Source organism: Neptuniibacter sp. QD37_6, assembly GCF_047778085.1.
In the GTDB taxonomy this organism is placed as follows: Bacteria; Pseudomonadota; Gammaproteobacteria; order Pseudomonadales; family Balneatricaceae; genus Neptuniibacter.
On sequence record NZ_CP180550.1, the window covers coordinates 2,512,086 to 2,524,479 of the forward strand.

A 12,394-nucleotide genomic window follows, 5' to 3' on the forward strand; every position below is an offset into this window, starting at 1 on the left:
TTCTTACCTACTATTATCTAGACTCGTTAACTAGTGTTCTGACGGCTTCTACACAGTCATCTATATCTCGGAATATCCGATCCGTTTCAGGCAGTTCTGGGCGCTCTAACATAAATACCTCGACACCTAGCTCTCTGGCAGCACTCAACTTGGCTTCTGTTGCTACGCCACCACTGTTTTTACTGATCAGCAGGTCAATCTGATGGTGCGCTAACAGTGCCTTTTCATCCTGATGATTAAACGGCCCAATCGCTTTTAACCATTGCATGCTTTCCGGTAGTTCAGCTTGCGCAGGTGCAGCTGTGCGGAATACCTGAGTCTGACCATTACGTTGTGCATAAATGCCAAACTGATCGATCACCGCTTGGGATAACTGCCCCGCCGTTAAAAACACTGACTTATAGCTCTCTGCAGCCGCAACCAGTGATTGCATATCAGCAAAACTACGCCACTTATCGCCCTGCTGCGCTTGCCAAGCTTCACGGTGGAAACGCCAGCAAGGGACACCCAACTCTTTAGCAGCACTTACCGCAGTAGTGCTCATCGTTTCGGCAAAGGGATGGGTCACATCTAGAAGAAGACCAATCTGCTCCTCTTTTAGATAAGTATCCAATCCACCGTATTGGCTAAAACCACCAGAGATCACTTCGCAAGGTAGCTGCGGAATTCTCACCAAGCCAGCCACGCTGTAGATCACGCGGTTATCACGTAATAGTCCTTGCTGATCAAGGCCTTTCACAACTTTGCGCGCATCTGAGGTGCCCCCGAGAATCAGGATATTCACTGCTGTTCTCCATTCAGGCTACCAGATACATTTCGGTTAGAAGCTTTACCTTGAGCATGCCCCACAAAGTTGCCTTTTCGATCCGTGGCCCACACTTCTATCTCAACCTGAGGTTGGGTTTTATGCACAACCTCTTCTGCAACTAACAACGCCTGAGTACATACCGCTTGCGCCAGATCGATCTCGGCTTCCTGACACAGTTTCAGCACTTCCATACTGGTGTTAGCGTTATGAATTTTGTCCAACAACGGCGCATTAGCACCCAAATTCTCAGCCAACATCGCCATATGTTGAAAATCGATGCTAGAGCTACGGCTATTCAGATCCATATGACCGTTCGCCAGTTTGGTCATCTTGCCAAAGCCGCCACAAATACTGAGCTTATCAACTGGCTCTTTGCGCAGATGCTTAAGCAAAGCGCCAACAAAGTCGCCCATCTCAATCAGGGCCATATCATCCAAGTTGTAGTGCGCTTTGATCGCAGCTTCACTGGTACTGCCGGTCGTCGCAGCAAGATGCTTGGTACCATTTGCCTTGGCAACATCCACCCCTTGGCGGATCGATGCGATATACGCGGCACAAGAGTATGGCCGAACAATGCCAGTTGTCCCTAAAATCGATAAACCACCGATAATCCCTAGACGTGGATTCATGGTTTTAAGGGCAATCTGTTCGCCCTTTTCCACACCCACAGCAACCTCAAAACCACCTTCGTAGCCATAAACATCAGCAGCTTTTTGTAGATGCTCAGTCATCATCTTGCGCGGCACAGGGTTGATCGCAGGTTCACCTACCTCGAGCACTAAACCTTCGCGCGTCACTGTGCCTACACCTTCCGCAGGCTTAAAAATTACACCCGGTTCTTTAGTCAGCCTTAGTTCGACAAACACAGTCGCACCATGGGTGACATCAGGATCATCACCGGCATCTTTAATGGTTGCGGTGCGAATACCCTGCTCATCTTCTAGTTGTTGATAAGCGATTATCTCCAGTTCTACCAACTGCCCCCGAGGTAGCAACACTTCTACATTTTCTGGCTGCTTATTGGCCAAAAGTGCTTGAGAAGCAGCCACACAACACGCAGTCGCACAGCAACCGGTGGTTAAACCGCTGCGCAACTCTGGCTGTTGATTTTCGCTACTCTCTGGCCACATATGAGATCCTGCTATATCTATTTGAGCATCTGCAGCGTTCCCACAAATGCATGCTAATTTATTCGAACGTTCGCCCTAAAGGGTTGAGCCCAAAAAATCGGTACTCTGCGTTTTTCGTCGTTTATTTAGAACCACCAAACTTCTCTCCTCTTGCCTTGATTACCGATTTTTTGGAGCTCACCTGCAGCCCTCAAATAGATAACGCAGGATCTTGCTTCCCTCTAACCTTCCAGGTTACCGCTAAAAATTGCGGCGATCGCTTCTGGGTTCGACGCAAAAAACAGGTGTAGATAACTCGCAGTCAGCCCTTTCTCTCGGTAGATCGCTTCGCCCGGTGCTGGGTGACGCTGGCGACGACCATGTCCTACCGGTTCCGGTGTATCTGAACTACGCGAACGGTGATGAGCATGCGCCTGAACTTCGCCTTCAGGTAACATCGCCGTTTGCATACCTTGGCAACCGCGTTTACCGCGCATCGCACCATGGCCTTTCATTATTCCAGCCATAGGACGGCAGTTATCTTCTAGATCGGTAAGATCTTCAAGGCAGTAGAGGAAGCCGCCACATTCAGCCAAAATTGGTTTACCCGCTGAATGGAACTCACGGATCTGCGCCCGCATAGTTTTGTTGTCCGATAAAGCTTTAGCATGCAGTTCTGGATATCCACCCGGTAACCATAAGCTATCAGCTTCGGGTAATTCCGAATCATGTAGTGGTGAGAAAAACTTAAGCTCCGCTCCCATCTGCTCTAGTAAACGCAAATTAGCATCGTAGATAAAACTGAACGCTTCATCCCTAGCGATCGCTATACGCTTACCTTCCAGCAGCGGTTCAACCTCGAGCAACTCTGCACTAAAAAACTCTACCGGCTCAGGCAGGTCAGTAATCTGATTAACTGTCTCTAATGGGCCTTTGATCCACTCGGCACCCAAACCAAAACGTTGCTCTAGCTCGTCATAAACTTCTGTGGCCTGCACTAAGCCTAAATGACGTTCCGGTAAGGCAACCTCTGGGTCACGCGCCAATGTAGCTAGCAGAGGCAAAGATTCAGGCAATGCATCACGAATCAATTGAGCATGGCGCTCGGTGCCACAGTTATTGGCGATTAAACCGGCAACCGAAATATCAGAACGATAGTTAGCTAAGCCCATCGCAATCGCTGCAGCAGTCTGTGCCATCCCTTTTACATTCATCACGATAGCAACAGGGATATTAAAACGCGCAGCTAAGTCTGCACTGGAAGGTTCGCCGTCAAACATGCCCATAGCGCCTTCAACCAAAATCAGATCGGCTGTTTTTGCTGCTTCATAGAGCTTTTGCTGGCAATAGTTTTCGCCAGCCATCCATAGATCTAGCTGCTCGACATCCTGACCACTCGCCTGAGCTAAGATCTGTGGATCGAGATAATCAGGGCCGGTTTTGAATACACGAACCACTTTGCCCTGATCACGGAAATAACGTGCCAGTGCTGCTGTGATGGTGGTTTTACCTTCACCCGAACTCGGTGCTGTTAGAAACAGCGCGGGGCAAAGTACAGATTGCTGTTCAGCCATTAGAATTCGATCCCAGCCTGCGCTTTGACTCCAAGACGGAATGCATGGCGTTCATCGCGAATACTGCTGATCGTATCAGCGATCTCTTCTAGACCTTCAGGCATTACACGACCGGTAATCATGACGTTCTGATTCTTAGGGCGATTCTGTAAAGCTTCGATAACTGGTTCTAGTGGCAGATATTTGTATTTGAACATATAGCTCAGCTCATCAAATACCAGCATCTCGTAGCTATCGTCTTTAAGGTATTGCTCGGCTAGCGCCCAGGCTTTTTTGGCCGCCTCAATATCTTGAGTTTTATCCTGCGTTTCCCAGGTAAAGCCATGGCCCATGACATTCCAGTCGATCAACTCATGATCACGGAACAGCTTATATTCGCCGGTCTCAGTACGACCTTTCACAAACTGGATAACCGCCGCTTTTTTACCATGACCGACACAACGTGCCATAGTGCCAAACGCAGAGCTACTCTTACCTTTACCGTTACCTTTTAGCAAGATAAGTACACCGCGCTCTTCAGTGGCTTGGGCGATACGCTTATCGATCACCTCTTTCTTTTTCGCCATGCGTTCCTGATGCGTTTTCATATCGGGTTCTTATGCTCCAGATAAAGATAGGTAAGTTGCATTTAATTCATTGGCGAAACGACGGCCTTTGCCTCGTTTCACTTGGCTGAGTTCGGTATCGATCCAGATCAGATCGCCACCTAAATCAATGCCATTTAAAGAGCTACTGCTGCGACCATCGCTTAAAACATAGATTGCAACATCAAGCTCTGGCTGTTGTTTGCGCAGCTGCTGTAGATAAGTTCGCGCTTCAACAAAAGCTTCGCGCATAGGTGTACCACCACCGGCACCGAGTTGATCTAACCAACTACGCAGCTCTTTCGGTGCTCTAATTCTAGAAAGCAGGTTTTTAACCTCAGTATTGCCAAATCCAAACAGAGCGATCTGCTCACGATTCAGATACGCCTGCTCAGAGATCTGCAGCACAGCAGCTTTCGCATAAGCAAACCCCTGCGCTTGTAGCGTAGAAGCTGAAGTATCTAACAAGACCAGATGTAAGCGATCTGAGCTTTTGCCCTGCTTCTTAAACTGCAGCGCCTTCGGTGGCCAGTTAGGTAGGCTGCTCATTAATGTCTTAAACCAGTCAGGACGACTGCTCAGTTCTGATGTTTGCTTAATGCCCTGCTTCTCGTGGTTGTGAGTCATCAGATCAGGAAGCTCTATTGCCGTTTTCTCAGCCGTCTTTTGTTGTTGCGGCTTCATCGCACCCCACTCACCTTCGCCTGACTGTTGTCGATGACTATCGTCAGGGCGTTTAAAGCCTTGCTGATCTTGCTTAGGCGGTGTTGGCGGTTGCTGCGGAGGGTTCTGCTCAGGCGTAACCTTACGGCGATGCGCTAAAACTAATTCCTCCACTGCATCGATATTCTGTTTTGTTACTTCTTCTTGCTGATTAAGCGCCGCATGAGTCAACGCTGCTCGGTACCAAACAATATCAGCACGCAAGCCATCTACCTGCGCTTGAGCACATCGTTCAGCAATATCTAAACGCAGATCATCAGAGCAGGTGACTGTTTGTAGCTTTTCACGAGCCGCTAAAATCTGATCAACCAGTTCAGTTTGCTGAGCAGCATATTCAACAATAAAGGCTTCAGGATTGCGATCAAACTGCTCGCGACGTTTTACAATCTCGACCCGCTCAAGGGGCGCATACTGGTTACTTAGATTTACCGAGAAACCAAAGCGATCGTGTAACTGTGGGCGCAACTCACCTTCATCCGGGTTCATTGTGCCAACCAATAAAAACTCAGAGCGGTGGCTATGACTTATGCCATCGCGCTCTACGCGGTTAACGCCAGAGGTAGAAACATCTAACAATAGATCAACAAGATTATCGGGTAGCAGGTTCACCTCATCCACATAGAGAACCCCACCATGGGCTTTACTCAATAGACCAGGGCTGAACTGCATCTTCTTATCGTTCAAAACCTGTTCTAGATCCAGCGTACCCAACAGCATCTCTTCGCTAGCACCTAACGGCAGCGTCACGAACTCAGCTGCGACTAGGTCATCGCCTTCAGCTTGCAGATGATCGGGCAAAAGATCTGCCATACCACGTGCCAATGTAGATTTAGCACTACCACGAGGCCCACTGATCACCACCCCACCGATAGCTGGGTTGATCGCTGTAAGTATCAAAGCAAGCTTAAACTGAGCCTGCTCGCATACTGCTGTAAATGGAAAATGAGGCTTACTCATTCTGCTACCTATTAAATGTCTCTAAATCTAGCAACTACACTCTAGCGACTACAATCTAGCTGCTAGCCACTCACATCTGATTATTGCTTAGGCCAGTGGGCATGATGTTCATCTATGACGAACTTGTGTTTATGCTTCTGCTTCGGATGATAATGGGGATGCACATGTGGCTCTGGCCCCTCCCATCCTTCGTGTTCATGCTGATGATGCTCATCATGTACATGGGGGTGAAGATGGTCCATCTCTGGATGCTCATGCCATAGATCATGCTGATCATCTTTCTTCCAAACCAACATCGCTGCAACCAGCGCTAGCGCTGCCAATAAAGCTAAACCAAGAAAAGCACCGTCCATACCCAATCGGCTACCTAGCCATCCAGCAAGCAGATAACCTAACAACCACATACCATGAGTCAGAGCAAAATTCGCTGAGAAATAATCGTTTCGATCACTTTCTTGGCAGGAGTTTCTGACTACTCGCCCGGTTGGAATAAGGATCAAACTTGTACCAACACCGATCACAAACCAGATTGGGAATAACCCCCAATACCCTGGACCACTTAACCCTGCTAACAGAGCAACAACCAACAACCCTGCTCCAATAAACATTACCGGGCGGTCATGAACATTCTCAAGCAGTTTAGGCAATATAAACGCCGCTATCATTGAGCCTACGCCTGCTGATAGCATCAGCAAAGGCACCTGCTCTTCGGATAAACCCAACACCGCACGCACATAAACAACTGTGTTTACGATGATCATCGCACCAGCAGCGGAAAGCGCTAGATTGAGCAACAACACCGCCTGTAAGCGTGGCGTTTTAAGATAACTACGCACCCCAAAGCTAACCTTTTTCCAAACACCACCGCTGCGATCGCTCACTGTATTTGCTGGAACAACCGCTAGTAGAAGGAACAATGCAGCGATAACAAAACCAACAGCATTCAACTCGAACAACAAGGCATAGCTAGTAGACAACAGTAAGAAAGCCGCTAGCGCAGGGCTTAATAAGCTCTCCATCTCCATCGCTAAGCGCGATAAAGATAACGCTCGGGTATATTCTTTTTCATCGGGCAATACATCGGGCAATAACGCCTGATAGACCGGAGTGTAACCTGCGGCCATCGCATTAAGCAGAAACATCAATAGAAACAGCTGCCACGCTTCCTGACAAAACGGCATTAATGCCACCAGCGCCGCTCGGCCAATATTCAACCCTGCCAACCATCTCTTTCGTGGTAACTGACTGGCATAACCACCCACCACGGGCGCCACACAAAGATAAGCGACCATTTTGATTGCTAAGGCTACACCTAAGACCCAGCCAGCATCACTAGGATTCAGATCAAACGCCAACAGTGCCAAAGCAACCGTAGTCAGCCCTGTACCCACCAACGAGACTAATTGGCCAAGAAAAAGCCAACGAAACGCAGGATTACTAAGGGGCTGAAAAATTTCCATTAAGCGCTTTCCAACTGCGGCTCAGCAACTGTTACAGCATTCAGTTTTGCATCTTTTAATCGCACTTCGCGAGTAGCCAGTTGGGCAATAAAATCTGAATCATGAGAGATGATGATCATCGCTTGTGGTAAACCAAGCAGCGTATCAATCAGCCGTTGACGCGCTTCCGTATCTAAAGCATTACTTGGTTCATCTAAAAGTAAAACTTCAGGCTTCATTGCTAGAACCGAAGCCAGTGTGATCATACGTTTTTCACCACCCGATAGCTGGTGAGTAATTCGCTCTTCAAAGCCTTCCATACCCAATGACGCCAACGTGTCGCTGGCTATCTTTAGTGCTTCTTCACGGCTTTTGCCAAGGTTGAGTGGGCCAAACGCTACATCTTCCAAAACCGTTGGACAAAACAGTTGATCATCTGGATCTTGAAATAGGAAGCCCGCGCGCGCGCGTACATCGATGAATTGCTTTTCTTCACTCCGCGTTTCACCAAACGCCCAGATCTCTCCGGCTTTAGCTTTCTTTAAGCCTACAAGTAGATGCAGCAAGGTGGTTTTGCCTGCACCGTTAGGACCGGTTAAAGCCACTCGTTCCCCTGTATGAAGGGCAAAATCGACGTTATCTAAAACCACTCCACGACGTGGATAGCGATAACTTAAACCGGTTACTTTAATTAGTGCGTTTTGCTCACTCATAAGAAATTCAATCCGGTCAAAATGCAAAGAAAAGGCACAAACACCGCTAAGAAGCGGTAATCTTCACTGCCCAAGCGCATATCATCAAACAGGTAAAACTGGCCTTTGTAACCACGGCACTTCATCGCATCCATAATTCGCTCAGAGCGCTCTAAAGAATGCACTAATAACATGCCAATTAGGTAACCAATCGAACGCCAAGTATGCATATCGGTACGAAGCACAAAGGCACGTGCCTGCATCGCTCTGCGCATCCGTTTGTACTCTTGTCCGATCACTTCAAGATAGCGCACCGTGAACAGCATAAGGTGTACAAGTTTATCGGGGACTCTAAGATGCGCTAATGCATGTCCTAATGTGGTAGCACTGATAGTTCCCACTAAAGCAAGCAACGCCAATACCACGGCATGAGCCTTCAATAGAATCATGAGGGCATGAAAAAAACCCTCTTTACTCGCCGATAAACCAAACAAGGTAAACCAGGTTTCTCCGGGAGTGGTGAATGGCAGCAGGATAATCAAAAAGATCATAAACATATCCATCGCGATCACACGTCGAAGGGTACGTTTAACATTTAACTGAGCGAGCACCGCCAACATAAAGCCAGCGATAACGGCTGTAGTTAAAACAAAGAAGTTGTGGGAAAGCACTGTCGCAAACGCAAACAGCGTCACTAAGATAACACGCATGCGCGGGTCAAGGCGGTCAATCAACGATTGATCGTGCTTAACCTTCTGCCCCTTCCATGAGGTGCCGCTATGCTCAAGAAACTGAGGCATGTTCCTTTTCCTGCTGTTTCTCTTTCTGACGTTGACGCCACCAGATACCTAAGCCGCAAAGTCCAAAGATATAACCGATACCACCCATCACATCTTGTAAGCCCGCTTTCTCTTTATAGGCAGCCAATTCCTGACGCAGAGGTTTAACCTGTTTTGCTACCGCTTTTTCGATCATCGCCTGCAGCGCTGCTTGATCACCATTGAACTGCGGAGTTTCACCACTAATGCCCGAAGCACTCATTGCTACATTACCGCCGGGTAAGCTATCTGGCAGTTCATCAGCTGGCAGGGAGATTTCAAGCACATGACCTGCACTCAGATTGGCAAAGAAATGATGATCGATTCGCTGCTGAGCCGAAAATACAAACAAACCATCAGCATCAGTTAAGATCTTACCGAGTTCATTACCAGCCGCATCAGATACGATAATTTCCGTACCTTCTTGAGCCATATCACCATTAGAGAAACCTACTTCACCTTCAATCGTGTTCCCAATAGCATAAACACCACCGACAACATTATGAGCATGCGCACCTGAAGAAATCAGGGCAAATAGGAATACAAGTGGCGCTAATAACTTAGCCATAAGCGCGTTCCTCATCGAGACCAAAGAATTCAGGCTTCACCTTACGAATCAGCAACACAGCTGCCGCAGTGACAAAGCCCTCTACAATCATGACCGGAATATGCGCAACAAAGGTCGCTTTAGCTGCGAGCAAGAAAGCCTCGCCCGAAAGCATTAACGAAAATGCCACCATGATAGTAGTTATAACAATCGAACCTGCGCCACCGATAGCGCCCCAAGTGGCTGCCACTTTAGGTGACTGCGAACCAATTCCATGCCGGCAGAGGTAATACACCAAAACCGCGGGTAACGCGATATTGACTGCGTTCACCCCTAAGACGAGGAATCCACCGAAACCAAAGAACACCGCCTGTAGAAACAGGGCAACTAATAGCGCAGGGAAAGCGGCCCAGCCAAGCGCTAAGCCGATCAATCCGTTCAGGATAAGATGCACACTGGAGAAACCAATAGGCAGGTGGATATAAGAAGCGATAAAAAAGGCGGCTGAAAGTACGCCTACCTGAGGAAGATGATCATAATCCATCTTCTTCAAGCCTAAGCCTACCCCAGCTACTGTCAAAGCAGCACCTGTTGCTAATACCGAACCCGACAAAGCGCCATCTACAATGTGCATCTTGGTATACCTAAATTATTTAACTGAGTGAGCCTGAACCCAAATTACAGCATCTTGGGATAGCTCTTTGCCTTTATGCTCTTTATCAGAGCCAACACCCAAGGCACAGAAACCCCACTGGCCCGCTTTAGGGATACCAAAAGTAAAGGTACCGTTCGCGTCAGCAAAGATTGTTTGTGTGATAAATGCGTCAGCTGGAACTTCCATATTAGCCTCTTTTGCGAAAGCGTTAGCTTTCATATCAGGCTCATAGTTTACGTATTCCACTTCAATCTCGGCGAATGGAACTGGCTTACCTTCACTTTTAACAACGCCGGTAAACGTACCGCCTTCATAGATCGCGTAAGGCTTTGTCAAAGGAACAATCTCGGCCTTCAAACCAAAATCTTCATTCCAATCTGTTGGCAAGCTGCCGACGTTCACGATGGACTTCGTGATCTGCTGAATATAGATATCTTCAGATTCTTCAAAATAAGGTGCCATTTGATGAACAAATACGTAGTCACCTAGACCGCGTAGCTTCACATCAGCTTCGAAAGAGGTACCGGTATTATCAGCGCTGGTCCACTGAGATGGTTTAACAGAATCTAGCAACTCTGTTTTCTTACCTTTTTTGATTACATAGAACTGTTCAGTCGCTTCAACCTGCATCACATGGCCACTTTCCGCAGGGTGGGTAAATGGCATTTTTAGGTTGATCTGACCACCACGCTCACGCAGTAATTCTGGCGTATAAACCATTTGAAAGTGAGCTGATGCAATAGAAGAATAGAGCGCAGCGCCTGCTGCTACTGAAAACGCTAATTTTTTAAGCACAAAAAAATCTCCAACATAAAATATTGTCGGAGTTGGGAGGATAAGTATGTTTAGACAAACCAAACAATTACTCGGTGAAGCCCTCCGCAACACCACGGTAAACAACTATTAGGCTGGTATCCGGACTCATCAGCGAAGAAATTAACCTTCAATCAACTTACCTTCCCATATCCAAGATACAGTGGCATAAAAGCTGATATAACCAATTTACCGTTGCGGGGGCAGTGTTGGGATCGCTATTGAATCCTGGCTCATAAGCTCACCAACTTCCCGGGCTATGAAAATTGCTACCCGTGACCTCATTTGGGCATCAATTTCAGCCTGTACAAATGTACGACCTAATAAGCGCACAACTCTACCCGCCATACCCCTTATTTGCAATTGAGTTCTATTCCAGTGGTCATGAATAACGTAAATATATAAATCCCAACTACACTAGAGGTTAAGCACCTTCTTTTCGGAACTAAAAACAAGAACGCCAAGCATTAAAGAGGGCTCAAAAATATGTTTGCGCATAAACCCTTCTCTCTCATTGCTCTAACCGCTTTGCTTACTTCCTTATCTTTACAAACACAAGCTGGCTGGTACGCCAGTTTTTCTACCGAATACCAACCCGAAGCACAAAGTGGCCACTATGCTTACAAACCTTTACTGCAATTCAATGAAGGCAATTTTGGTACTTACCTAGAGTACGTATATGTTCCAAGGAATGGGCTGGATAATGGTCAAAATCTAACTTGGCAAGTTGAATACACATGGCAGCTAAATGAAAACAGCATTTTTAAACTAGTTCATGAATTTGACCGTGCTATAGATAGTGACACCAATAGCGCCGAGCTCACTCCCATGTACTACACCACGTTTGATAATGGCTTAATGGCAGGATTTGAACTGGAGATCGATTACTACCTCGATGGTGATTTTGATATCTATGAGATCGAGATTGAACCCACACTAAAATGGAGCCGAAGCCTAGGCGAAGGCAAACTCAACCTCGAGCTAGAAGCCCCAACAATGCGTCTATATAGTAGCGATGATTCGATTAAGGATTTTGAATTCGAAGAGGTACTCCCTATTATTGGCTACGATCACCCTCTCTCTAAAAACTTAACCTTACATACCCTGCTAGAACTTCCCTACGACCTTCAGGAAGATGATTTCGACACCATAATCACAATTGGGCTTGGAGTTACCTTCTAGCCCTATTTGCCTTTATAATCCGTCCTTTTGATCCGAATAAGGCATCTTCCATGCTCTATGTACTTCCTGAAACAACAGGCGACATTATCGTCCTGCAAGCGAATGACACTCTGACAGCAAGCGATTACACCGAAACATTCCTTCCACTGTTTGAGCATGTAAAGAACACGCATCCTGAAGTTCGTCTGCTAATTACTTTTGCTCCAGATTTCTCAGGTTTTGAAGTCGGTGCATTATGGGAAGACCTAAAATTCGGCGCGGAACACGCCAATGATTTTTACCGTATAGCAATCGTTGGTGATCCTAAATGGACCGAATGGATGACTAAGGTAGGCGACCTGCTAACCCAAGGTGAAATGCGCCACTATAGAATGACTCAACTACTCGAAGCACTTCGTTGGATTAACGATGAAGATGAAGACGAGGAAGAAGAAACGCTATATCCGTTCGGCGGATAACGAAGCAGCTTGAACAGTAAGGGCCATCTCATAAC

At 47.1% G+C, this 12,394-nt stretch carries 13 protein-coding genes and 1 riboswitch; of the genes, 2 read left to right on the forward strand and 11 right to left on the reverse strand.

What is annotated here, in order from left to right:
* Positions 1–13: 13 nt before the first annotated feature.
* From cobK to ACMXYO_RS12035, 11 genes are all read right to left on the reverse strand, one after another.
* The gene (gene cobK / locus ACMXYO_RS11985) at positions 14–784 is read right to left on the reverse strand and encodes a precorrin-6A reductase (RefSeq protein ID WP_415885339.1); all 771 of its coding nucleotides are present in this window, start codon (positions 782–784) and stop codon (positions 14–16) included.
* Positions 781–1,938, reverse strand: a complete 1,158-nt coding sequence (locus tag ACMXYO_RS11990) for a cobalt-precorrin-5B (C(1))-methyltransferase (RefSeq protein ID WP_415885340.1) — start codon at positions 1,936–1,938, stop codon at positions 781–783. The genes cobK and ACMXYO_RS11990 overlap by 4 nt, the downstream gene beginning before the upstream one ends.
* A gap of 221 nt (positions 1,939–2,159) precedes the next feature.
* On the reverse strand, positions 2,160–3,491 hold the full coding sequence (locus ACMXYO_RS11995; RefSeq protein WP_415885341.1) for a cobyrinate a,c-diamide synthase: 1,332 nt from the start codon (positions 3,489–3,491) through the stop codon (positions 2,160–2,162).
* Positions 3,491–4,078, reverse strand: a complete 588-nt coding sequence (cobO, locus tag ACMXYO_RS12000; protein WP_415883867.1) for a cob(I)yrinic acid a,c-diamide adenosyltransferase — start codon at positions 4,076–4,078, stop codon at positions 3,491–3,493. Before cobO ends, ACMXYO_RS11995 begins: the two co-directional genes overlap by 1 nt.
* A 9-nt stretch (positions 4,079–4,087) precedes the next feature.
* Complete coding sequence (locus ACMXYO_RS12005) at positions 4,088–5,755, reverse strand: ATP-binding protein (RefSeq protein ID WP_415885342.1); 1,668 nt, start codon at positions 5,753–5,755, stop codon at positions 4,088–4,090.
* 80 nt (positions 5,756–5,835) lie between these two features.
* Positions 5,836–7,215 carry an MFS transporter gene (locus ACMXYO_RS12010; protein ID WP_415885343.1) on the reverse strand — a complete coding sequence of 460 codons (1,380 nt, stop codon included), beginning with the start codon at positions 7,213–7,215 and terminating at the stop codon, positions 5,836–5,838.
* Positions 7,215–7,907, reverse strand: coding sequence for an energy-coupling factor ABC transporter ATP-binding protein (locus ACMXYO_RS12015; protein ID WP_415885344.1), 693 nt, complete (start codon positions 7,905–7,907; stop codon positions 7,215–7,217). The genes ACMXYO_RS12010 and ACMXYO_RS12015 overlap by 1 nt, the downstream gene beginning before the upstream one ends.
* A complete protein-coding gene (gene cbiQ, locus ACMXYO_RS12020; protein WP_415885345.1) occupies positions 7,904–8,686 on the reverse strand; it encodes a cobalt ECF transporter T component CbiQ in 783 nt (260 codons plus the stop codon). The genes ACMXYO_RS12015 and cbiQ overlap by 4 nt, the downstream gene beginning before the upstream one ends.
* Positions 8,670–9,272, reverse strand: coding sequence for a hypothetical protein (locus ACMXYO_RS12025; RefSeq protein WP_415885346.1), 603 nt, complete (start codon positions 9,270–9,272; stop codon positions 8,670–8,672). Before ACMXYO_RS12025 ends, cbiQ begins: the two co-directional genes overlap by 17 nt.
* On the reverse strand, positions 9,265–9,885 hold the full coding sequence (gene cbiM / locus ACMXYO_RS12030; protein ID WP_415885347.1) for a cobalt transporter CbiM: 621 nt from the start codon (positions 9,883–9,885) through the stop codon (positions 9,265–9,267). Before cbiM ends, ACMXYO_RS12025 begins: the two co-directional genes overlap by 8 nt.
* Before the next feature lie 15 nt (positions 9,886–9,900).
* The gene (locus tag ACMXYO_RS12035) at positions 9,901–10,701 is read right to left on the reverse strand and encodes a DUF4198 domain-containing protein (protein ID WP_415885348.1); all 801 of its coding nucleotides are present in this window, start codon (positions 10,699–10,701) and stop codon (positions 9,901–9,903) included.
* Positions 10,702–10,794: 93 nt separating this feature from the next.
* Positions 10,795–11,018, reverse strand: a riboswitch (cobalamin riboswitch).
* Between the two features lie 187 nt (positions 11,019–11,205).
* Between ACMXYO_RS12035 and ACMXYO_RS12040 the strand changes: the two genes are divergently transcribed.
* Both ACMXYO_RS12040 and ACMXYO_RS12045 read left to right on the forward strand, forming a co-directional pair.
* Complete coding sequence (locus ACMXYO_RS12040) at positions 11,206–11,901, forward strand: hypothetical protein (protein ID WP_415885349.1); 696 nt, start codon at positions 11,206–11,208, stop codon at positions 11,899–11,901.
* 50 nt (positions 11,902–11,951) lie between these two features.
* A complete protein-coding gene (locus ACMXYO_RS12045) occupies positions 11,952–12,359 on the forward strand; it encodes an STAS/SEC14 domain-containing protein (RefSeq protein WP_415885350.1) in 408 nt (135 codons plus the stop codon).
* The last annotated feature ends 35 nt before the right edge of the window (positions 12,360–12,394 follow it).

Bases quoted from the DNA above. Each gene is read 5' to 3' on its own strand.
- ACMXYO_RS11990 (WP_415885340.1), bottom strand. From the start codon at position 1,938: ATGTGGCCAGAGAGTAGCGAAAATCAACAGCCAGAGTTGCGCAGCGGT.
- ACMXYO_RS11995 (WP_415885341.1), bottom strand. From the start codon at position 3,491: ATGGCTGAACAGCAATCTGTACTTTGCCCCGCGCTGTTTCTAACAGCA.
- cobO (WP_415883867.1), bottom strand. From the start codon at position 4,078: ATGAAAACGCATCAGGAACGCATGGCGAAAAAGAAAGAGGTGATCGAT.
- ACMXYO_RS12005 (WP_415885342.1), bottom strand. From the start codon at position 5,755: ATGAGTAAGCCTCATTTTCCATTTACAGCAGTATGCGAGCAGGCTCAG.
- ACMXYO_RS12010 (WP_415885343.1), bottom strand. From the start codon at position 7,215: ATGGAAATTTTTCAGCCCCTTAGTAATCCTGCGTTTCGTTGGCTTTTT.
- ACMXYO_RS12015 (WP_415885344.1), bottom strand. From the start codon at position 7,907: ATGAGTGAGCAAAACGCACTAATTAAAGTAACCGGTTTAAGTTATCGC.
- cbiQ (WP_415885345.1), bottom strand. From the start codon at position 8,686: ATGCCTCAGTTTCTTGAGCATAGCGGCACCTCATGGAAGGGGCAGAAG.
- ACMXYO_RS12025 (WP_415885346.1), bottom strand. From the start codon at position 9,272: ATGGCTAAGTTATTAGCGCCACTTGTATTCCTATTTGCCCTGATTTCT.
- cbiM (WP_415885347.1), bottom strand. From the start codon at position 9,885: ATGCACATTGTAGATGGCGCTTTGTCGGGTTCGGTATTAGCAACAGGT.
- ACMXYO_RS12040 (WP_415885349.1), top strand. From the start codon at position 11,206: ATGTTTGCGCATAAACCCTTCTCTCTCATTGCTCTAACCGCTTTGCTT.
- ACMXYO_RS12045 (WP_415885350.1), top strand. From the start codon at position 11,952: ATGCTCTATGTACTTCCTGAAACAACAGGCGACATTATCGTCCTGCAA.